21 protein-coding genes are annotated in these 19,995 nt (G+C 69.3%); 9 read left to right on the top strand and 12 right to left on the bottom strand.

What is annotated here, in order from left to right; genetic code table 11:
* Positions 1-19: 19 nt before the first annotated feature.
* Positions 20-685: a DUF6766 family protein gene (locus JOD27_RS14980; RefSeq protein ID WP_204762855.1), complete on the top strand. Its 666-nt coding sequence runs from the start codon at positions 20-22 to the stop codon at positions 683-685.
* Between the two features lie 70 nt (positions 686-755).
* Here JOD27_RS14980 and JOD27_RS14975 read toward each other — a convergent pair whose 3' ends face one another.
* The 3 genes from JOD27_RS14975 to JOD27_RS14965 all read right to left on the bottom strand — a co-directional run bounded on the left by JOD27_RS14975 (position 756) and on the right by JOD27_RS14965 (position 3,510).
* The gene (locus JOD27_RS14975) at positions 756-1,187 is read right to left on the bottom strand and encodes a hypothetical protein (protein WP_204762854.1); all 432 of its coding nucleotides are present in this window, start codon (positions 1,185-1,187) and stop codon (positions 756-758) included.
* 67 nt (positions 1,188-1,254) lie between these two features.
* Entirely contained in the window at positions 1,255-2,436 is a 1,182-nt protein-coding gene (tuf, locus tag JOD27_RS14970) for an elongation factor Tu (RefSeq protein ID WP_204762853.1), read from the bottom strand.
* A 201-nt stretch (positions 2,437-2,637) separates the two neighbouring features.
* The gene (locus tag JOD27_RS14965; protein ID WP_204762852.1) at positions 2,638-3,510 is read right to left on the bottom strand and encodes a LysR family transcriptional regulator; all 873 of its coding nucleotides are present in this window, start codon (positions 3,508-3,510) and stop codon (positions 2,638-2,640) included.
* A gap of 70 nt (positions 3,511-3,580) precedes the next feature.
* Between JOD27_RS14965 and JOD27_RS14960 the strand changes: the two genes are divergently transcribed.
* The 6 genes from JOD27_RS14960 to JOD27_RS14935 all read left to right on the top strand — a co-directional run bounded on the left by JOD27_RS14960 (position 3,581) and on the right by JOD27_RS14935 (position 7,573).
* Positions 3,581-4,609, top strand: a complete 1,029-nt coding sequence (locus JOD27_RS14960) for an FAD-binding oxidoreductase (RefSeq protein WP_204762851.1) — start codon at positions 3,581-3,583, stop codon at positions 4,607-4,609.
* Positions 4,610-4,614: 5 nt separating this feature from the next.
* Entirely contained in the window at positions 4,615-5,235 is a 621-nt protein-coding gene (locus tag JOD27_RS14955) for a response regulator transcription factor (protein WP_204762850.1), read from the top strand.
* A gap of 70 nt (positions 5,236-5,305) precedes the next feature.
* Positions 5,306-5,665, top strand: a complete 360-nt coding sequence (locus tag JOD27_RS14950; protein ID WP_204762849.1) for an ATP-binding protein — start codon at positions 5,306-5,308, stop codon at positions 5,663-5,665.
* Between the two features lie 16 nt (positions 5,666-5,681).
* The gene (locus JOD27_RS14945) at positions 5,682-6,707 is read left to right on the top strand and encodes a PAS domain-containing sensor histidine kinase (protein WP_307830135.1); all 1,026 of its coding nucleotides are present in this window, start codon (positions 5,682-5,684) and stop codon (positions 6,705-6,707) included.
* Positions 6,704-7,072 (top strand): response regulator, encoded by a 369-nt coding sequence (locus JOD27_RS14940; protein ID WP_307830134.1) that lies wholly within the window; start codon positions 6,704-6,706, stop codon positions 7,070-7,072. Before JOD27_RS14945 ends, JOD27_RS14940 begins: the two co-directional genes overlap by 4 nt.
* Positions 7,073-7,162: 90 nt before the next feature.
* Entirely contained in the window at positions 7,163-7,573 is a 411-nt protein-coding gene (locus JOD27_RS14935; protein ID WP_239567156.1) for an STAS domain-containing protein, read from the top strand.
* Between the two features lie 17 nt (positions 7,574-7,590).
* Here the strand turns inward: JOD27_RS14935 and JOD27_RS14930 are convergent, their stop codons facing one another.
* Together JOD27_RS14930 and JOD27_RS14925 are read right to left on the bottom strand one after the other, a co-directional pair.
* Entirely contained in the window at positions 7,591-8,697 is a 1,107-nt protein-coding gene (locus JOD27_RS14930; RefSeq protein WP_239567155.1) for a glycosyltransferase, read from the bottom strand.
* A 430-nt stretch (positions 8,698-9,127) separates the two neighbouring features.
* Positions 9,128-10,207: a glycosyltransferase gene (locus JOD27_RS14925; RefSeq protein WP_204762846.1), complete on the bottom strand. Its 1,080-nt coding sequence runs from the start codon at positions 10,205-10,207 to the stop codon at positions 9,128-9,130.
* Positions 10,208-10,259: 52 nt separating this feature from the next.
* Between JOD27_RS14925 and JOD27_RS14920 the strand changes: the two genes are divergently transcribed.
* Positions 10,260-10,880, top strand: a complete 621-nt coding sequence (locus tag JOD27_RS14920) for a hypothetical protein (protein WP_204762845.1) — start codon at positions 10,260-10,262, stop codon at positions 10,878-10,880.
* A 1-nt stretch (position 10,881) separates the two neighbouring features.
* Here JOD27_RS14920 and JOD27_RS14915 read toward each other — a convergent pair whose 3' ends face one another.
* The 4 genes from JOD27_RS14915 to JOD27_RS14900 form a co-directional block, all read right to left on the bottom strand.
* On the bottom strand, positions 10,882-11,403 hold the full coding sequence (locus tag JOD27_RS14915) for a TetR/AcrR family transcriptional regulator (protein ID WP_204762844.1): 522 nt from the start codon (positions 11,401-11,403) through the stop codon (positions 10,882-10,884).
* 96 nt (positions 11,404-11,499) lie between these two features.
* A complete protein-coding gene (locus JOD27_RS46635; RefSeq protein ID WP_204762843.1) occupies positions 11,500-14,247 on the bottom strand; it encodes a helix-turn-helix transcriptional regulator in 2,748 nt (915 codons plus the stop codon).
* Between the two features lie 86 nt (positions 14,248-14,333).
* Positions 14,334-15,263 (bottom strand): LCP family protein, encoded by a 930-nt coding sequence (locus JOD27_RS14905; protein WP_204762842.1) that lies wholly within the window; start codon positions 15,261-15,263, stop codon positions 14,334-14,336.
* Entirely contained in the window at positions 15,260-15,787 is a 528-nt protein-coding gene (locus JOD27_RS14900; RefSeq protein WP_204762841.1) for a SigE family RNA polymerase sigma factor, read from the bottom strand. Before JOD27_RS14900 ends, JOD27_RS14905 begins: the two co-directional genes overlap by 4 nt.
* A 141-nt stretch (positions 15,788-15,928) precedes the next feature.
* On the opposite strand from JOD27_RS14900, the gene JOD27_RS44945 reads away from it, so the two are divergent.
* On the top strand, positions 15,929-17,539 hold the full coding sequence (locus tag JOD27_RS44945; RefSeq protein ID WP_239567154.1) for a PI-PLC domain-containing protein: 1,611 nt from the start codon (positions 15,929-15,931) through the stop codon (positions 17,537-17,539).
* On the opposite strand, the gene JOD27_RS14890 is transcribed toward JOD27_RS44945, so the two are convergent.
* From JOD27_RS14890 to JOD27_RS14880, 3 genes are read right to left on the bottom strand one after another with little or no spacing between them, the layout of a single operon-like run.
* Positions 17,536-18,339 (bottom strand): SAM-dependent methyltransferase, encoded by an 804-nt coding sequence (locus tag JOD27_RS14890; protein WP_204762840.1) that lies wholly within the window; start codon positions 18,337-18,339, stop codon positions 17,536-17,538. The two genes, JOD27_RS44945 and JOD27_RS14890, sit on opposite strands and share 4 nt — an antisense overlap.
* Before the next feature lie 57 nt (positions 18,340-18,396).
* Positions 18,397-19,431, bottom strand: a complete 1,035-nt coding sequence (locus JOD27_RS14885; protein ID WP_204762839.1) for a tetratricopeptide repeat protein — start codon at positions 19,429-19,431, stop codon at positions 18,397-18,399.
* Positions 19,421-19,909, bottom strand: a complete 489-nt coding sequence (locus JOD27_RS14880) for an RNA polymerase sigma factor (RefSeq protein WP_204762838.1) — start codon at positions 19,907-19,909, stop codon at positions 19,421-19,423. The genes JOD27_RS14885 and JOD27_RS14880 overlap by 11 nt, the downstream gene beginning before the upstream one ends.
* Positions 19,910-19,995: the final 86 nt, after the last annotated feature.

The raw sequence follows: 19,995 nt of genomic DNA, 5'->3' as shown, positions 1-19,995 counted from the left end.
GCGCAGGGCATCCGCTCCTATGAGGAGATTCCTGCGCGAGCACAGCCTGACGCTCGTTTTCGCCGGTTTGTTCCTCGCGGCGCTGGTCGGCCAGCTGTTCACGGGCCACGCCGACTACAACGAGCGTCAGGCTGCGCTGGGTGAACCGACACTGACCCTGGGCTCCTACCTGTTCTCCTCCGACTTCCTCGTCGACGTCACGGAGAACTGGCAGTCGGAGTACCTGCAGTTCTTCCTGTACGTCACCGCCACCGTCTGGCTGATCCAGAAGGGCTCGCCCGAGTCCAAACCGGCGGGCAAGGTCGGCAACGAGAGCGACAAGGAGCAGCAGGTCGGCCAGTACGTGAGTGAGTCGTCACCGAAGTGGGCCCGCGCGGGAGGCTGGCGCACCGCGGTGTTCTCGAGGTCGCTCGGCCTCGTGATGCTGGTGCTGTTCCTGTTCTCGTGGTCGATGCAGTGGGTCGCGGGCTGGTACGCCAACAACTCCGACCCGCTCGCCGAGAAGATGGGGCTGTTCGACTACTTCTTCAGCTCCGACTTCTGGAACCGGTCGCTGCAGAACTGGCAGTCGGAGTTCCTCGCGATCGCGTCGATGGCGATCCTCAGCGTCTACCTGCGGCAGCGCGGGTCGGCCGAGTCGAAGCCGGTCGGTGCCGCACACTCCGTGAGCGACGAGTCAGGCTAAGTGGTGTGGCGCGGAATGTTGCTGGGGAATTTGCGGTCAGACGGCCGCGAGGCGCCCTGCTGAGCGTGAATCACCTCGCTGACGTTCCGGGTCGTGGTTCGACCCACTGCGCCCGCCACTCGGGCGGGTCGAACTCCTGCGAGTAGTAGCGGGTGTCGCGCAGGATCCGGCCGTGCTCGTCCAGTTCCCACACGACGATGACGTGCCAGACCTCGTCGCCGTAGTCGTTGACGCCTTCGACGACCCAGAACCTGCCGGCACCGGCCACCCGCCGGAGGGTGATCGACGGCGGCTTCGGGAACGCCTGCTGCATCGCGAGCATGTTGTCGCGGCCGCGGATGGTTTCTCCGGACTGCGGCATCTCCATCACGTAGTCGGGCGACCGCAGCTCGTACTCGGACCGCGCGTCGAGGTCGCCGAACATCAGCTCGACGCCTTCGCGCATCGCGTCGGCGTCGTCGGTCTGCGCGGCGCGGCGGAACAGCTCCAGGACCTGGTTCATCCACGGAGTCTGCGCCGCCGCGCCCCAACAGGCAGCGCGACCACCTTCTCGGGCCGTCGCCACCGCCCTACGCGAGGATCTCGCCGACCGTGCCGGCGCCCACGGTCTTGCCGCCCTCGCGAATCGCGAAGCCGAGCCCGGTGTCCATCGCCACCGCCTTGCCCAGCTCCACCGTCACCTCGACCGTGTCACCCGGCATCGCCACCGCCCGGTCGAGCTCCACCACCCCGACGACGTCGCCGGTGCGGAAGTGGAACTGCGGCCGGTAGTTCGAGGCGATACCGGTGTGCCGGCCGCCCTCCGCGTGCGACAGCAGGTACACCGACGCGCGGAACCTGGTGTGCGGTGCCACGCTGCCCGGCAGGGCCAGCACCTGGCCGCGCCGGACCTCGCCGCGCTTCACCCCGCGCAGCAGCACCGCGGCGTTGTCTCCCGCCTGGGCCTGCTGCATCGGTTTGCCGAACGTCTCGATGCCCGTGGCGACAGAAGTCACCGCGGCACCGAGACCGATCACCTCGACCGCGTCGCCGAGGCCGAGCACACCGCGCTCCACCGCGCCGGTCACGACGGTGCCGCGACCGGTGATCGTCATGACGTTCTCAATCGGCATCAGGAACGGTCCGGTCAGATCACGTTGGGGCACCGGCACGTGCTCGTCCACGGCCTCCAGCAGCCGCACGACCGACCGAGTCCACTCCGGGTCGCCCTGGAGCGCACGCAGGCCGGACACGCGGACCACCGGCGTGGCGTCGCCGTCGAAGCCGTACCTCGACAGCAGGTCGCGGATCTCCAGCTCCACCAGGTCGAGCAGCTCCGGGTCGCTCACCGCGTCGGCCTTGTTCAGCGCCACCACCACGTGCGGCACGCCCACCCGGCGCGCCAGCACCACGTGCTCGCGCGTCTGCGGCATCGTGCCGTCCTCGGCGGACACCACGAGGATCGCGCCGTCCAGCTGCGCCGCACCCGTGATCATGTTCTTCACGTAGTCGGCGTGGCCGGGCATGTCGACGTGCGCGTAGTGACGCGTGGGCGTCTCGTACTCGACGTGCGCGATGTTGATCGTGATGCCGCGGGCGAGCTCCTCCGGCGCGCGGTCGATGCGGTCGAACGCGGTGAAGGTGGTGCCCGACGGGTCCATTTCGGACAGAACCTTGGTGATGGCGGCCGTCAGCGTGGTCTTGCCGTGGTCGACGTGACCCATGGTGCCGATGTTGAGGTGCGGCTTGGCGCGCACGAACTCCTGCTTCATTTCCCTTGTCCTCGTAGCCGGCAGATCTCAGAACCGTGGACCGCTACGACCCTCCTCCAGCGGTCTGAGAAGGAGCAGACTGGAGAAGGGTCAGATTCGGGCGCCGGCCAGCTGTACCGAGGCAACGGCGAGCGCGCCCGCAGGAACACCTGCGAACGTGTTGTGCTCAGCCGTCAGGAACATGCGGTGATCGTGACAGGCCTAGAGATCCGCTGTCACGTGGTTTTCCGCGAGCCGGATCAACGCCCGCGCGGCCGGGCTGTGCGGGCCGGAGGAACGCCACGCGAACCCGAGCCGGCTCTGCGGCGCCGGATCGGTGATGCGTACCGCGTGCAGATCCGACACCATCGACGACGCGAGGATCGCCGGGCCGAGCCCGCGTTGCGCCAGCGTGATCACCATCGGTGGCGCAGAGGCCTCGAACGCGATCCGCGGCTGCCGTCCACCGCAGGCCGCGTCCAGCGCCCCGCGCAACCCCGTCCCAGGTGGCAGACAGATCAGCCCGCGCGTCAACAGCTCGTCCACCGACACGGACTCCCTGCCGTACCACGGATCCGCTGACGAGACCGCGGCGACGAGCGGCTCATCCGCCAGCACCCGCACCGACAGACCCTCCGGCGCCGAACCGGCGTACCCGACGAGTGCGAAGTCCAGCCGACCGTCCAAAAGGGACGCGATCAGCGCGTCGGAGTTGGCCTCCACCAAAGTGATCTCCACGTCGGGATGCCGGGAGTGGAACGCGGACAACAGCTCCGGCAGGTCCATGATCCCGCACGACACGACCATCCCGACGCGCACGGCACCGCGCACCAGCCCGGCCATCTCCTCGACGGTCCGCCGAGCCGACTCCACCGAGAGCAGTGCCGCCCGCGCCAACGGCAGCACCGCCGCTCCGACGTCGGTCAGCGTGACCGTGCGGCCGGACCGGTCGAGCAGGTCGTGCCCGAGCTCGCGCTCCAGCCGCCGGACCTGCGCGCTCACCCCCGGCTGCGCGACGTGCACCCGTTCCGCTGCCCGCGTGAACGAGGCCTCCTCCGCGACCGCGACGAAGTACTCCAGCTGCCGAAGCTCCATAACCAATGATTATAGAAGCGAGCACAACTAGATCTTGGACATATAACCGCAGCCCAACCATGCTGGAGACATGCAGATTTTCCACCCCGGCGACACCGGCTACGACGACGAACGCAGCGGCTTCCAGACCGGTCTCCGCCACGAACCCCAGGTGATCTTCGCCGTCGAGAACGCCCGCGAGGTCGAGGAAGCCGTGCGGTACGCGGAAACCCACGGCCTGGAGTACGCCGTCCAGACCACCGGTCACGGCCTCACCACCACGACCACCGGCGTCCTCATCTCCACCAAGCGCATGAACTCCGTCGAAATCGATGTGGAGACCAGGACCGCGCGGGTGGAAGCGGGCGCGATCTGGCAGCAGGTCGTCGAGAAGGCGGCGCCGCACGGCCTCGCCCCGCTCAGTGGTGACGCGAGCGACGTCGGCGTGGTCGGCTACACCCTCGGCGGCGGCTACAGCGTGCTGGGCCGCGAGTTCGGCTTCGCGAGCGACCGCGTCCGCTCCACCGAGAAGGTCGGCGACGTCGTCACCGCGCTGGAGTTCGAGCTCCTGCCGATCGACCAGGTCCACGCCGGCGAGATGTACTTCGACGTGACCCACGCGGAAGCGGTCTTCGAGGCCTTCCACCGGTGGGACCTGCCGGACCACGTCACGCCGACGCTCACCACCATCGCGTTCCCGGACGCCTTCCCCGGACCTCTCGCAGGCCGCAGCGTCGTCCGGCTGACGTACGCGAGCACGAAGCCGTTCGACGTCGACCACCTCCGCGTGGCGCCGACGCTGGTCGAGGAGTTCGGCCTCAAGCCGTTCGCGGAAGCCGCCGGCAAGCCACTGCCGCCGCACACCTACCAGGGCGACAACGTTCTGCTGAACGACCTGCCGCTGGACGCGCTGCACCGTGTGCGCGAAAAGGCGGCCAACGCGGTAGTGCCGATCTTCCTCGGCCTGCACCCGCTCGGCGGCGCCCTCACGAACGCCACCCACCTCCTCAAGCTGATCTCGCCTCGACTCGGCGCCGAGAAGCAGCACGCCGCGGTGTTCGACGAAGTTCGATCGTTCGTCGTCGGCAGCGCGCGGAACTTCCGATACGCCGTAGGCTGAACCACATGACCAGAGTGGTTCTCGTGGAGGACCACGACATGGTCGCCGAGGCGATCGGGCTGGCGCTGGAACGCGCCGGGATCGAGGTGGTCGCCCGCGCGACCACCGTCGCGGCCGCGCTCGCGGACACCCGTCGTGTCAGGCCCGACATCGTCCTCCTCGACCGCAGGCTTCCCGACGGCGACGGCACCGCGCTCATCCCTGAGCTCGTCAGGACAGGTGCCAAGGTGCTGGTGCTGACCGGGGAGGCCACCGCGTCGGTCGCCGCCCGCGTCGCCGAGGCAGGCGGTGCCGGGCTGATCCTCAAGTCGGCCCGGCTGGACGAGCTGGTCGAGGCTGTCCGCAGGGTCGCGGACGGCGAGGTGGTCTTCGACGCGAAGCTGCTCTCCGGCGTGCTGGACCGGCTGACCGGCAGGGTCGGGATCGCCGGTGCCACCCTCACCGCACGCGAGCAGGAGACGTTGCTGCTGCTCGCCGACGGCGCCGGCACCGACCAGATCTCGAGCAGGCTCGGCGTGGCCCGCAACACGGCGCGCAACCACGTGCAGCGCGTGCTCGACAAGCTCGGCGCCCGCTCGCAGCTCGAGGCGGTGTCCATCGCCCGCCGCGAGGGCCTGCTCGACTGATGCAAATGCACCAGACGGCCTGGTTGGCTTGCGTCTGCACCCGGAACCGCGGTTGAGGCAGTGTGCAGTTGTGGCCACGAGCTCGCTCACCGAAGCCGTGTTCTCGCTGCCGGAGCTCGACCGGCGCGGCGGCGTGGCACTCGCCCGCGACTTCGCCCGCCGCGCCTCGGCCGTCTGCGGCTACCTCGGCTGCCTGGAAGACGTGGTGCTCGTGGTCAACGAACTCGCGACCGACGCCGTCCGCCACGGCAGCGGCCGTCCGTTCGTGCGCATCGTCGGTGGCAGGGACCGGCTGCTGGTCGAGATCATCGACACCGCGCTGCCGCGGCTGCGCGGCTGGGGCATGCAGCTCGTCACCACGCTGGGCAAGAGCTGGGGGGTAACCGTTCGTGCTGGTCAGAGAGTCGTCTGGTGTGAGCTGACGGCCTGAGCCCCATGATGAGGCCGTGCACCCGGACGACTGGCGCGAGAGCGACCTCTTCCGCCTGCTCGTGCTGGGCGTGCGCGACTACGGGATCTTCATGCTCGACCCCGGCGGGCACATCGTGAGCTGGAACGCGGGCGCCGAGCGCATCGAGGGGTACTCCGCCGAGGAGATCATCGGGCGGCACTTCTCGACGTTCTACCCGCCGGAGGACGTCCAGGCCGGCAAGCCGGAGTGGGAGCTGCGGGTCGCGAAGGCCGAGGGCACGCTCGAGGACGAGGGCTGGCGGATGCGCAAGGACGGCACCCGGTTCTGGGCGAACGTGATCATCACCGCGCTCTACGACGACACCGGCGAACTACGCGGGTTCGGCAAGGTCACCCGCGACATGACCGAACGTCGGCGCGCCGAGCAGGAGCTCACCGACCGGCGCAGGCTGCTCGCCCACCTCGTCGAGGCGCAGGAGCAGGAACGGCAGCGCATCGCGTGGGACGTCCACGACGACACCATCCAGGCCATGGTCGCGGTCGACATGCGGCTGCAGCACCTCGCCCGCAAGCTCCCCGACGAGTACCGCGAGACCATCGAGCAGCTCGACGGCGCGGTGCGGTCCGCCATCAGCAGGCTGCGCAACCTGGTCTTCCGGGTCCGGCCGCCCGGCATCGAGCGGCAGGGGCTGCGGAACTCGCTGGCCGGCTACCTCGCCGACACCGCCATGATCGGAGAGGTGCGCGACGAGCTCGAACGCGAGCCCGGCGACGCCGCAGCCATCACGATCTTCCGGATCTGCCAGGAGGCGCTCACCAATGTCCGCAAACACGCCAGGGCTTCGTCGGTCGTGGTCACTTTGTCCACAATGGACCGAGGTTTCCTGGTGACGGTGGTGGACGACGGCGTCGGGTTTCCCGACCTCGACCCGAACGGTGGGCACTTCGGGTTGATCGAGATGCGGGAGCGCGCGGAAGCCGCGGGTGGGTGGTGCACCGTGAGCGCGCGGGACGGCGGCGGCACGGCGGTCGAGTTCTGGCTCCCGGACGTGCGGCCGTGATCGTCAGGATCCTGATCGCCGACGACGATCCTCTCATCAGGGACGTTCTGCGCGACGTGCTCGACGACGAGCCGGACATGGAGGTGGTGGCGGTCGCCGCGGACGCCCGCGAGGCCGTCGAGCTCGCCGAACGGCACACGCCGGCGGTGGTCGTGCTGGACGTCCGGATGCCGTACGGCGGTGGCTCGCGCGCGGCGACCGAGATCCTGCAACGCGCGCCCGGCACGCGAATCCTGGCGTTCTCCGCCTACGACGACGCGGGTGCGGTGGACGAGATGCGCCGCGCCGGCGTGACCGTCTACCTGGCCAAAGGCGTGCGGAACACCGAGTTGGTCGCGGCTGTCCGCAAACTGGGTGTGCAGTAGGTTGCAGACAGCAATAGGTTGTGGTGTGGAAGCAACAGCCGTACCGTCGAAGTCTCAGCCGGGTTCAGCAGAGTGCTCGGACCGGTATCTATGTGCTTCGGCCACCGGGGAGTGCTGGTGAACGAAGATCAGTTCAGGGAATCGCCGCTGCTTACCGTGCGTGCCTCAGACGTGACCGGAGTTGTGGTCGTCACCGTCGAAGGTGAGATCGACGTGGACACGGCGGACGTCGTGCTGGAGGCGTTGCGGCTCGGCTTCGAGTCCGATGGTCCCGCTGTCGTCGCGGATCTCACGGAGGTCAGCTTCTTCGGCTCGACCGGCATCTCGACGTTGATCACCGCCCATGAGTTCGCGGACGAGCACTGCAAGGACTTCCACGTGGTGGCACCGCATCGCGCGGTGAAAAGACCGTTGCAGGTGACAGGAGTCGCCGAGGTCCTGTCGCTGCACGACTCGGTGAACGAGGCGTTGTCCGTGCTGAAACCGGTGCCCAGCGAGTAGGCACCGGTTTCCCGTGTTCAGCTCGCCAGTTCGACGAGCTGCGGCACGACGTCGTCCGGATGCGGCATCGCGGCGATCTCCGCCGCGATGCCGGCGGCGGCGTCGCGCACGCCGGTGTCGCCCAGGAGTCCGCGCGCTGTCTCGTGCAGCGCCTCCTTCGTGAACTGCTCACCGACGAGCTGTGCGCCGAGCCCCGCGTTCGCGACGATCTCCGCGTTGCGGAACTGGTCGGCCCCCTGCGGCACCACCACCTGCGGCACGCCGTGCGACATCGCGGCCGCCGTCGTGCCCGCGCCGCCGTGGTGCACGACGAGATCCGCGTGCGCGAGCAGCTCCGCCTGGGGCACCCACGGCAGCACGTGCACGTTGCCCGGCAGGTCGGGCAACGCGGCCGGCTCGACCAGCGGCCCGGTGGCGACCAGCACCTCGGCGTCCACATCGGACAGTCCGGCGATGGCGGTCCGCAGCAGGTCCTCGTTCGCGAAAGCGGTACCGAAAGTCACGTACACCAGCGGCTTCGCGTGTTCGACCACCCAGCCGGGCACCTCACCGGGTTCGGCGAACGGGATCGGTCGCAGCGGAATCCGCCGCACGCCCGACAAGTACGCGAGATCCTGCAACGACGGCGGGAAGATGTCGAGATAGGGCGTTCCGAGTCCGTAGTGCTGCCCGTCCGGCAGGCTGATGCCGAGCTCGGCGACGTACTCGAGGAGGTGGTCGCGCATGACATCGGGGACCAGGGTGCCGTCGATCTTGCCGAGGCCGTGGCACACGGCCGGAATTCCGGCTTCCAGGGCGACGATGCCCGCGCCGGGGTTGAGGATCTCGAAAACGACCAGGTCGGGCTTGTCCCGTTCCACCTGCGGTCGCAGGTCCTCGACGAACCTGCGCGGCAGCACCGAACCGAAGGCGTGGCCGGCAATCCGCAGCAACGAGTCGCGGTCGAGCTCCGGCGTGCCGTGCAGACCGTCGACCTGCTGAAAGGCCTCTCCGATGCTGATGCCGGCGTCGATCACGGTGAAACCCAGCTTCCGCGCCAGGTCGTGAAATCCCTGGTCGACGGCGTAGAGGATGTCGTGTCCCTGCTTGCGGGCGGCGATCGCAAGCGGGAGCAAGGGGTACATGTGGCCGTGTGAGCCCAAGCTCGAAAAGAGAATGCGCACCTACCCGACACTAGCGCCGTGACTGCCAACCTTCACCACGACTTTCGGCGCTCAGCAGGGCACCTGGCCGGCGCCGCGATGCACCCGTCTGCCCGTCGAAAGACGGGGCAAAGGCCGGCGGTCACGACTAGTAGAGCGTCGCGGCTTGGTTGTGCTGCGTTGAGTCGGGCAGGGGGCTGGGCGGTCTGGTGCTCGTCTCCGAAAGCCCGGATGGTCGCGTTCTCATGCACGTCGCTGCCGAGTTGGCGGTAGAGAAATGCTGGCGCAAACGTTTGCTGATCACTCAACTGCTGCCAACTGTGCAGTTGGCAGCCATGAGAGCGCGATCTTCATGATCGAAGCATGGCTGCCTGCCGGCCACATCCCAAGAGATAGCTGGGCACGCTACTGGCTACTTCCGCGGGGCGAGGTCGTCCCACTGCCGGGCGATGTCCGAAGGTGCGGGCATCGCCGCGATTTCGTCACGCACCTCGGCGGCGGCGCGTTGCAGCCCGGAGTCCTCGATCAGCCGCGTCAGCAGCTCCGGCGTGACGGCTTTCGGGCCGGTCGCGAGCCCGGCCCCGCGTCTCGTGATGGCCTTCGCGTGCGTGGTCCGGTCGCCAGGCCCTGGCTCGACGAGCTGCGGCACCCCGGCCGCGAGGGCACCGAGCAACGTGCCGGCTCCGCCGTGGTGCACGATGCCGTCGCAGAACGGCAGCACCCGCGGGATCGGCACCCACCCGACCGTCTTCACGTTGTCCGGCAAGCCTTCCGCGCGTACCGGCCGCACCAGCACGAACTCGGCGTCGACGTGCTCGGCGGCCTTCACGACGGCCGCCATCATCCTGCCCGCGCCAGGACCGGGCGCCGTGCTGCGGCTGACCAGGATGCGCGGCCTGCCGGCGGGTTCGGCGAGCCACTGCGGCACCTCGCCGTCACCGCTGTAGGCGACGAACCGCAACGGCTGCCCACCGGGGAACTCCGCGAGACTCCGCGGCGACGTGCGCAGAACCGTTGCGGGAGAACGCACTTCGGCCTTCATCCGCGCACCCACCGCTCTGGTGAGCTCAAGGCCGTCGAACACCGACACGTCGTGCACGATCGAGGGCACGCCGAGCGCGGACCCGGCGACCGCCAGCGGTTCGTGCAGCACGACGTCGGGCTTCCACCGCGCGGCAAGCGCCCGCAACGGCCCGGTCATGGCGTCGCCGACCGTGCCGAACATCCGCGACACGAATTCCAGCCTGCCGCTGCCCTCCATCTCCCTCTTGGCCACCAACGGATGCGCGACCATGATGCGCAACGCGATCGGTCCGAAGCGGACGTTCGCGGGAACCACGTCCTCGACGGGCAGCCCCGAGTCGCCGACCCGCAGCGCATCGCCGCCGGTCGCGACCACGACGTCGTGCCCGTTGTCGCGCAGCGCCAGGGCGAGCGGCATCAACGGGAAGACGTGACCGAGCAACGGCGCGGCAACCACGAGAACACGCATAGACCCAGGTTAACCACATGCGCGGGGATGCTCCGGCTGTCAGACTCCCGCCATGCCACGCCCCTGGAACGCGATCAACTCCGACGTCGGCCACCCCGGCCTCGTGGAGCTCATCGCCTCGCAGAAGACCATCACCTGGTCTCAGGTCGCGGTGGCGGATTCCGCGCTGGACCGGTACCTCGAGCAGGTCACCGCGACACACGTCAACGGCGGGTACCTGATCGGCCGGTGGCGGGCGGTCGAGTACTCGGACACCGTGGCCTGGTTCATGTCTCGCAACCGGGTGGAGGACTACAACCTCTTCCGCGTCTTCTTCGACGACCAGGCGGTCCGGAACGGACTGAGCGAGCTGCAGATCCCGGCTCCGCTCACCGAAGCTCTCGGGTTCGAGCAGCAGTGGGCGGGGTCGTTGTGCCTGGACGGCGTGCTGGCCGGTCTGATCGTCCAGGGTGGCGCCTACGAGAGGTACAAGGGCTCGGCCGGTGAGGCGAAGGCGCTTGCCACAGCCGCCGTCGAGGCGTTGACGCAGAACCGGTTCGCGGACTTCCGGGTGGACATCAGCACGGCGGCGTGGACTCCGTGGTTCCACGACATCGCCTGGGACCACACCCTGGTGCTGACCGACTTCGCGAACGCCGAACTCACGGTCCTCTGCATGACCGACACCGACTGACCTACGGCTCCACCAGCCGCCGCACCGCCTCCTCCACGGTCTGCCGCCGCACCACGTGATCCGAACTGTCCGCGGGCGCGTTCGACCACATCGAAGCGATGGCGAGCACGAGCACCAACATTTGCTCGGCGGAGAACCGCGTGGACACCAGCCCCGCCGCCTGCGCCTCCCGGATCGCCTCGATCTCGGCTGTCCGGCTGATCCGCCCTGGCCGCTCCAGCCGGCGCCAGGTCGCGAGACGTGCGAACTCCGGGTGCTCGTGCTGCCGGTCGTACAACCGGGCCGCGTACCCCGGCAGGTCCGCGGCGTCGAACTCCACGAACGCCGCGTCCACCACCTCGGACTGCACGGCGTCGAACAGCTCTTCCTTGCCGCCGTAGTAGGTGTAGGCGAGGCCCGCGGAACACCCGGCGATGCGGGCGATGCGTTCCATCCGCGCGCCGGCGATTCCGTAGGCCGCGAACTCCACGAACGCGGCGTCCAGCAACCTGCGACGGGTCTGCTCGCGATCGCGGCTGGCCATGCCGATCAGGTTATGGACAAAGGGAACCTTCATCCACCTCGTGGATGAAGGTTCCCTTCATCGCGGATCAGGTGCCAGGCCCCACGGCACTCCGTCTCAGGCGAGAACGCGGGCGAGGTCCCTGCGACCTGCGATTCCGAGCTTCGTGTAGATCCGGCCGAGGTGGTTCTCGACGGTCTTCGGCGTCACGAACAGCTCCTGCGCGATCTCCCTGTTCGCCCTGCCCGCCGCCGCCAGGTCGGCCACCCGGCGCTCGGACGCCGTCAGCGCCTCCGCACCCACGACGACCTGCCTGCGCGGCCGGTCGCCGAGCGCCTCCAACGCCTCGACGGCCCGCGTGCGCAGCACGACGGAGCCGCACGCCGAAGCCAGATCGATCGCCCGGTGCAGCTGTTCCCGCGCGTCCGAACGCCGTCGTGCCACGCGCAGCGCCTCGCCGAGGTCGACCAGCGATCGGGCGAGCTCCAGCCGTGACGGCGAACCCTCCAGCACGGACACCGACTCGGTCAGCAGCTCCAGCCGCGACTCGCTCGCCGCGTGTGCGAGCAGCCGCAGGGCAGCGCCGACCTCGGTCGCCGCACCCCACTTCCGCGCCACGCCCAGCTGTTCGGAGGCCAGTTCCGCGGCGGGCTCACCGAGCTGCAGCAACGCCCGCACGGCCACCCCGCGCCACGGGATCGTCGGTGGATCCACCTGCACAGCCGCCATCGCGTCGCGCTGCCGGTACGCCTCGTCCAGGGCACCGGCCGCGTCGCCACGGGCCAGCGCGATGAGGCCGCGCACCTCGTGCAGCCAGATCGTCGGCATCATCGGGGGAGCGTCGGCGAGGTCGAACGCGTCCATCAGGGACTGTGCGGCTTCAACGTCACCGCGTTCCAGCGCGGCGTAGGCAGCGAAGTGCGTCGAGGTGGCCCTGAGCCCGATCACCTGCGACACCGGGTCTTCCTGGGCGATGGCCGCGAGCGCGCCCTCCGCCTCGGCCTCGACCGCCTGCATGTTGCCGCAGCGCCAGTTCAGGAACTGCGACGCGTTGGTGACCATCGCGAACTCGACCGGCGAGCCGTGTGCCCTGACCTTCAGCCGGGCCCGCTCGATCTCCCGCCGTGCGACGTCCACGCCGTCGGCGGCCATCAGCGCGAGCAGCGCCACCAGCCACGCCACCATCGCGTCCGTGCTGCCCGTCGCGTCGTCGAGGTACGCGCCGTTGGCCAACGCACGGGTCGCTGTCGCCGCCACCACGTCGTGTGGCCACACCTCGTAGCGCCCCATCTGCGCGAGAAGGCCGAGCAGCGTGCGTTCGTCCGGTGTGCCGCCCGCGAGGTTCGAGTAGCCGCTGAGGTGGGCCGACGCGACCTGGCGTTGATCAGGAAGGAACGAGCGGAACACCGCCAGCCGGGCCTCGAGGTGCAGCCGTGACTCGCCGTCCGGGCGTGCCGCGATGGCGTCGGTCAGCTCCTCGATCGCGGCGGCGGGTCCCTCGATCGCGGCCGTGGCGGACGCTGCGGCCGCCACGAGTTCGGCGTCCGGCAGTCCGGTCGCGGCCGCTTTCAGGTGCCTGTGCGCGTTCACCGCGTCGCCGGTGCGCAGCAACGCCCGCCCCAGCTCCGCTCGCAGCGCGGCGTCGTCCGGACGTTCGTCCACCGCCCGTGCCAGGTGGGCGGCGGCGGTCTGCGGATCACCGGCGGACAGCAACGTGGCCGCGGCCTTGCGCAACACGTCGGCGGCGTTGGGCAGTGTCCCTTTAGGAGCGTGGACGAGGTGCGCCGCCACCCGATCGGCCGGAGCGTGGGCTTCCTGCAATGTTTTCGCGGCGCGCGCGTGCAGTGATGCGCGCGCGATCGGCCCGAGGCCGTTCAACACCGCCTCGCGCACAACGGGATGCACGAACTCCAGGTGCTCCCCGGTGACGATCACGTTGGCCGCCACGAGCGACTCGACCGCGGCGGGCAGGTCGTCGACGTTCGCGAGCGCCGCAGCTTGCCACGGATCGGCGTGCGACCCGAGGACCGCGATCGCACCCGCGAGCGCCACGGCGTCCGCCGGCAACCGGCCGAGCGTGGCGCGGAAGACCGTGCTGGGCCCGAGCCCGCCGATCTTCGCGGCGGTCTCCGCGTCGTCCAGCGGCAGCCCGAGGGCAGCGAGCTCGTCGACCAGCACCCCCGACAGGAACGGGTTGCCGCCGCCGGCCGCGTGCAGGGCCTTGATCACCTCGGGGTGGCCGCCCACCAGCTCACCGAGGGCGTCCTCGGTGAGCGGCCGGGGAAGCAGCCGCTCCGCCGACACGCTGAGCGCCGCGAGCGGCCCGAAGTTGTCCGCAGGTGGACGGGTCGCGACCACCAGCGCGATCGGCAGGTCGGCGATCCGGCGGGACAGGTAGACGAGGAACTGCAGCGACGACAGGTCGGCCCAGTGCGCGTCGTCCACCGTGATCAGCAGCGGGCGGGTGGAGGAGAGGTCCACCGCGACCCACCACAGCGCGTGCAACGTGCGGGCCAGCTCGGCCTCGCTCGGGTCCAGCGCCGCGTCGTCCAGGGCCTTGAGCGCCGCCCCCGACGGCCCGGCGAGGATCTTCTCGCGGGTCTCGCCGGAGTACCGCGACACCGACCGTTCGACCAGCTGCCGGACGACGCCCCACGCCATGGCGCTCTCCAGGGCGTCGCCGACAGCCTGCAGTCGTCCGAAACCGCGTTCTTTGGCCAGCTCACGGCACTCGTGCACGAGCCTGGTCTTCCCGATCCCCGCACGGCCCTCGATGACGACGACACGACCCTCACCACGGGTCGCTGCGTCGAGAGCTTCACGAATGTGCGCGATCTCGGAGTCTCGCTCAAGTGGTTCGCGCACGAATTGATCGTAGCGGCCATCCGGCGGGCTACATGTTGGTCATCGACACCGCGTCCGGGCGACTTGATGCTCCATTGGTGTGAACGTCAGTTCACACACCCGTTCTGTTCGGTTCCCTTGCCGCCGAACTGGTCCTCGACGAACTGCTTCGCCTGGGCCGGATCCGGTGCGAACCCGAACACGCCGTCTCGCTTGATCGTCTCGCCGACCGGCAACGTCGCGGTCCTGATCTTCACCGGCCCCTGGAACCGCGCCGCGAACGCCAGGACGTCCCAGCCCTCGTCGACCTGGATCGACCCGCTGACCGCGCGGGCGAGCGCCGCCGCGTTGTCCTTGGTGATCTTCGCCGCGAGCCCGGACAGGAACGCCTGGTGCCGCTTCGTCCGATCCAGGTCGCCGTTGGGCAGGCCCATCCGCTGCCGCAGGAACCCGAGCGCCTGGTCGCCGGAGATCGTCTGCCTGCCTGCGGGCAGGTCGACGCCGCTGTATCGCTCCTTCACTGCCGCGTTCAGGCACACCTCGACACCGCCAACGGCAGTGGCGATCCTGCCGAACTCGGACATCTTGATCGCGGCGAAGTGGTCGACCTTCGCACCGGTCAGGTGCTGGATCTCCTCGGTCAGCCTGCGCGGACCCCCCAGGTACAGGCTGTTGATCTTGTCGCGGCTCGACCCCACGTAGATGTCCCGCGGCAGCGAGATGACCGAGGCCGTTCCGTCGGGTTCGAAGCGCGCGAACACGAGCGCATCGGTGTTGTTGACGTCGTCGGTGCCGATGAGGAGGACGTTCTCCGCCTGGGCTGGAGGAAGTGTCGCCGGCGCGGCGTCGGTCTTCTTGACCGCCGTCGGGATGATGACGGCCGCGGCGGCTGCGGCCGCCGTCAACGAGGCCACGCCGATGATCAGGCCGAGCGGCTTGCGGCGCTTCTTGGCCTTGTGCAGTTCGGCCAGCACGATCCGGGAGTCGACGCGTTCCTCGGCCTCCGCGGCGATGGCCGAGCGGATCAGGTCGTTCATGAGTGCACCCCCAGGGTGGTGGACCGGGCGAGTTCGTGGGCACGCAACGTCTGCAGTGCGCGAGAGAGTTGGCTGCGCACGGTCGATTCCGCGCAGCCGAGCACCTGAGCGATCTCCGCGTCAGAGCAGTCCTCGTAGAACCGCAGCACCAACGCCGCACGTTGCTTCCGCGGCAGCACGGCGATCCGTGCGCGCATGGCCTCCCGTTCGGCGTGCGCGTCAGCAGGGTCAGCCATCGACGGCACGTGCTTGGCGAGCTCACCGCGTTCCACGGCGACCTCCCGCGCGGCCCTGCGGCGACGCCACGACAGGTAGTCGTTGGTCACCATGCGCTTCACGTAGAGATAGGGAGCATCCATCGCTCCGATGCGATCCCACTTGTTCTGCGCGCGCATGAGCACGTCCTGCACGATGTCCTGCGCCAGATGTTTGTCGCAGGCGATCGCCGTGGCATACCTCAGCAGCCGGTCGAGCCGCTCAGCGACGAACTGGTCGAACCCCACGCCGCCCCCTTCGTTGTCCATGGTCGGTCACGGCTAGGGAAACCCCCCGCTGCCGCCATCCGCTGCATCGGTTTTTGTGGCCCAGCCCACAGATGTCTCGGTTCGGACGGATTTCGGTGTGAAGTCTTTTCACGTTCACGTCCATCCGTGAGCCTTCACCCCATGCGCATCATCCCTGCACTCGCGCTGTTGTCGCTGCTGCTCGTCCCCGTCGACGCTGCCGCGGCACCCAACGGCTCGTACTACCTGCAAAGCGCCGTGACCGGCCAGAACGCGGCCGTCGCCGGCTCGTCCGTGGTCCAGCACCGCCCCAGGGGCAACGAGGACCACCAGCAGTTCACCTGGAACGGCAGCACCCTCTCCGAGGGCGGCCAGTGCCTCGGCCGATCCGGCGACACCGCCCAGATGGTCAGCTGCTCCAGCCCGGACGCCCAGTGGACCGCGATCCTGGACGACCAGGACGGATACCGCTTCAAGGACCCCGGCGCCGACCGCTACCTGATCGCGTCCGGCACCGACCAGGTCCGCGTCGGCACGGGCGACGACAGGTGGTTCCTCACCCCGGTCAACCCCGTCCGGGTGCAACCGCAGAACGACCCGCGCCTGGACGAGGTGACGTTCCTGACCGCCCACAACGCCTACGCGAACGGCGTCGACGGTGGCTTCACCTTCGGCAACATCGCCCCGAACCAGTCGCACGGCATCGTGCAGCAGCTGAACGACGGCGTCCGCGGCTTCATGTTCGACATCCACCAGACCTCGGACGGCGCAATCCTCTGCCACAACAGCTGCACCCTCGTCAGCAAGCCCGTGGCGCTCAACGTCGACCTCCAGCGCATCGTCGACTTCCTGAAGTCCCGCCCGGCCGAGATCGTGACGGTCTTCCTGGAGGACTACGTCTCGGCCGACGTGCTGCGCTCCGAACTGGCCCGCGTCAACGGCCTGAACGACGTGCTGTTCCGCGCCGAGGGCGTCCGCGAGAACGGCTGGCCGACGTTGTCGCAGATGAGGGCGAGTGGCAAGCGTCTGCTCATCTTCACCGACCACAGCGCCGACGGCCGCGAGAACTCGGGCGTCCTCTACCAGCGCGACTGGACCGTCGAGAACTACTGGTCGATGGGCTCGGGCGCCGGCACGTCCGACTGGTCCTGCTACTCCCGCTGGAGCAAGCCGCTCACCGCCGAGGAACCGAACTTCCGGCCGCTCTTCGTGATGAACCACTTCCGCGACGTCCCGATCGAGGGCACCGTCGCCACCGACAACTCGAAAGCCGTCAACCGAGCACAGCGCTTCTGCGAGCCCGCGGCCCGCAAGACCCCGAACTACCTGGCCGTCGACTTCTACCACCTGAACACGCCGACGCTCCCGGCCGAACGCCGCCCGTCCGGCGCGGGCTCCGTGGAGCTCAAGGCAACACCCGGTCTCTGCCTGGACAACAGCGCCGGCGGCACCGCCAACGGCAACCCGGTGCAGATCTGGACGTGCAACAACTCCTACGCCCAGAAGTGGCGCGTCATCGCCGACGGCACCATCGCCATCTCCGGCAAGTGCCTCGACGTCAACAACAGTGGCACCACCAACGGCACCATCGTCCAACTGTGGGAGTGCAACGGCACCGGCGCGCAACAGTGGCGCGTGCGGTCCGACGGTTCGGTGCAGAACCCGCAGTCGGGGCTGTGCCTGGACGATCCCGGTGCGTCGACGACTCCCGGCACGCGCCTGAACATCTGGACCTGCAACGGTTCCGCGGCCCAGGCCTGGCGGTTCCGCTAGGGCTTGCGGCCGACCCCGACGTAGACGTCCTCCGGGCCACCCTCTCCGGCCGGGCCGAGTTCCGGGTGCCACTTCGGCGCAGGGACGACGCCCGGCCGGAGAACCTCCATGCCCTCGAACATGGGCTCGAAGTCCGCCAGCGAACGGAAGTACATCGGGTCGCGGCTGTGCTTCATCGCCTCGACGACCTCGCCCATCTCCTGCGGCTTGAAGTCGGCCGTGAGGTGCGAGAGCGCGATCAGGCTGCCGGACGGCATGGCGTCGAGGTAGCGGGCGACGACCTCGGCCGGGCCCTTCTCGTCCGAGACGAAGTGCAGCACCGCGACCATGAGCAGGCCGACCGGCCTGGAGAAGTCGATCAGGTCCTGCACGACCGGGTGGGCGAGGACGTCCTGGGGCCGGCACATGTCGGCCTGGACGACGCCCGCGTTCTCGTCGCCCTCCAGGAGGAGCTGGCTGTGGGAGACCGCGACCTCGTCGTAGTCGACGTAGACCACGTGCGCGTCCGGGTTCTGCTGCTGCACGATCTCGTGGACGTTGCCGACCGTCGGGATGCCGGAGCCGAGATCGAGGAACTGGTCGATGCCCTGCTCCATCATCAGCAGGACGGCGCGGCGCATGAACGAGCGGTTCGAGGCGGCGATGGCGCGGCCGTCGCGCAGGATCTGCAGCACCTTCTCGCCGACCATGCGGTCCGACGCGAAGTTGTGGCCACCTCCCAGCAGGAAGTCGTAGACGCGTGCCGCGCTGGGCACGTCCGTGTTGATTCCAGCGGGCACCCACGAAAAAGGCTCGGCCATGCCGCAGAACCTACCCGTTTGCCCGGACACGTGTGGCGGCCCGGATCCGGGAAAACGTCAGGTACGGCGCGCGATGTGCTTCACCAGCGCGGATGCGCCGGCGTCCCGCGCTTCCTGGTCCAGCCAGCGCAGGTGGTCGTCGACGCGTGCCGACCGCAGGTTGGTGGCGGCCGTCAGCGCTTCTCCCGTGAGCTCGGCGGCGGTGGTCAGGTCGCCGAGCGCGAGGTGGTTGCGGGCCAACGCGGTCAGCGTGAGCGCACGGGCTCGGACGCGGTCGGCGCCGTACGTGCCGACCTTTGTGGTGAGTGACGCGATCGCCTGTGGAGGATCGCTCAGGTCTCTGCGGTCGGCCCACGAGTTGTGCGCGGCCACGAAACCGAGCTGGAACGCCTTCAACGCGTCGTCAGGTGCGTTGTGGTGCAGGAACATCCGGCCCGCGCGGGTCAGCACCGAGGCGATCAGCGCCTCGTTCTCGGCCTGTCGCGCCAACGTCAGCGCCCGCGCGAAGTGGGGCAGTGCGACGCCGGGCATCCCGCTGTCGAACGCGGTCCAGCCCGCCAGCTCGTGCACCTCGGCGACGGCCGTCCACATCTCCTCGTCACCGACGGCGATCATCGGTTCGACGGTGGTGAGGTGGTCCAACACCAAGGTGTGGCAGGCAATCCCGCCGTATCGCCGGTCGAGCGCGCGCAACGCCCGTGTGCGTTCCTGCACCTCAGACAGCTCGATGCGACGTTCCGGTCCCGAAGCGGGAACCCAGTCGAAGGTCGGCGCGCCGACCATGACCCTGGCCGCGTGCTCCAGGAACCGTTGGCGGGCCTCGGAATCCTCCTGGATCATCTCCTCGGCCTCGCCGAACCCGTCCGCCACGGCCGCGTGGCACCACCGCGTCGCCTCGGCGCGCTCGCCGAGTGCGAACAGCACCCGCGCCAGCCGCACGGCCGCGTCACCGAGGCGCTGGTCGGCGGCAACGCGGTAGCGCACGGCGGCCTCGCGCAGGTTTCCGGCCCGTTCCGCGGCCTCGGCCAGGCGGTAGAGGCGTTCGACGGCCTCGTCGTGCTCGTGCTGGGCCAGCAACTGGTCAATCCGCATCGGAGCCTCCGAGAATCCGCCGCAGTTCGGCCCGGCCGCGGGTGAGGTGCGTCCGCACAGTTGACTCGCCGACCATGAGCACGGCGGCGATCTCGCTGACCGGGTAGCCGAGGAGGTGGTGCAGCGCCACGGCCTCACGGTGCCTGGGGGAGAGCTGCCGGAGTGCCGAGTGCAGCGCCTCCACCTCCTGCACGTGCTCCACGGCATCGACAGCGGGCATCGAGCCCAATGGCGTCTCGTGCTGGTGCCGCTGCTGCCATCGCCGCATCAGCCGGATCGCGACCTTCAGCACCCACGCCTCGGGTTTGTCGTACGCGTGGACGTCGGCCCAACGGTGCTGCGCGATCACCAACGCGTCCTGCGCGATGTCCTCGACCACGCGCGTGTCGCCGTTCAAGGCCGTCAGCGTTCTCGTCACCACTGGCAGGCAGGTGCGGAAGAACTCGGCGAAGCCCTGATCCGGCTCCGGTGTGCTCAACGGCCTTCCCTTCAGCGCTCGGTCTGCGTCTTCACCGCCCTCCGGCGACCTTCACCGGTGACAGGCGCTGAAGCCAGGAAAGGCTG

The organism is Lentzea nigeriaca (assembly GCF_016907955.1).
In the GTDB taxonomy this organism is placed as follows: Bacteria; Actinomycetota; Actinomycetes; order Mycobacteriales; family Pseudonocardiaceae; genus Lentzea; species Lentzea nigeriaca.
Note: the sequence above shows the minus strand (reverse complement) of the source record. Positions and strands in the feature narration are given on the sequence as shown.

Coding starts and splice junctions, on each gene's coding strand:
- JOD27_RS14890 (WP_204762840.1), bottom strand. CDS start 18,339: ATGGCCGAGCCTTTTTCGTGGGTGCCCGCTGGAATCAACACGGACGTG.
- JOD27_RS14930 (WP_239567155.1), bottom strand. CDS start 8,697: ATGTACCCCTTGCTCCCGCTTGCGATCGCCGCCCGCAAGCAGGGACAC.
- JOD27_RS14975 (WP_204762854.1), bottom strand. CDS start 1,187: ATGAACCAGGTCCTGGAGCTGTTCCGCCGCGCCGCGCAGACCGACGAC.
- JOD27_RS14915 (WP_204762844.1), bottom strand. CDS start 11,403: ATGGCCAGCCGCGATCGCGAGCAGACCCGTCGCAGGTTGCTGGACGCC.
- JOD27_RS14925 (WP_204762846.1), bottom strand. CDS start 10,207: ATGCGTGTTCTCGTGGTTGCCGCGCCGTTGCTCGGTCACGTCTTCCCG.
- JOD27_RS14955 (WP_204762850.1), top strand. CDS start 4,615: ATGACCAGAGTGGTTCTCGTGGAGGACCACGACATGGTCGCCGAGGCG.
- JOD27_RS44945 (WP_239567154.1), top strand. CDS start 15,929: ATGCGCATCATCCCTGCACTCGCGCTGTTGTCGCTGCTGCTCGTCCCC.
- JOD27_RS14905 (WP_204762842.1), bottom strand. CDS start 15,263: ATGAACGACCTGATCCGCTCGGCCATCGCCGCGGAGGCCGAGGAACGC.
- JOD27_RS14935 (WP_239567156.1), top strand. CDS start 7,163: ATGTGCTTCGGCCACCGGGGAGTGCTGGTGAACGAAGATCAGTTCAGG.
- JOD27_RS14960 (WP_204762851.1), top strand. CDS start 3,581: ATGCAGATTTTCCACCCCGGCGACACCGGCTACGACGACGAACGCAGC.
- tuf (WP_204762853.1), bottom strand. CDS start 2,436: ATGAAGCAGGAGTTCGTGCGCGCCAAGCCGCACCTCAACATCGGCACC.
- JOD27_RS14900 (WP_204762841.1), bottom strand. CDS start 15,787: ATGGACAACGAAGGGGGCGGCGTGGGGTTCGACCAGTTCGTCGCTGAG.
- JOD27_RS14965 (WP_204762852.1), bottom strand. CDS start 3,510: ATGGAGCTTCGGCAGCTGGAGTACTTCGTCGCGGTCGCGGAGGAGGCC.
- JOD27_RS14920 (WP_204762845.1), top strand. CDS start 10,260: ATGCCACGCCCCTGGAACGCGATCAACTCCGACGTCGGCCACCCCGGC.
- JOD27_RS14980 (WP_204762855.1), top strand. CDS start 20: ATGAGGAGATTCCTGCGCGAGCACAGCCTGACGCTCGTTTTCGCCGGT.
- JOD27_RS14885 (WP_204762839.1), bottom strand. CDS start 19,431: ATGCGGATTGACCAGTTGCTGGCCCAGCACGAGCACGACGAGGCCGTC.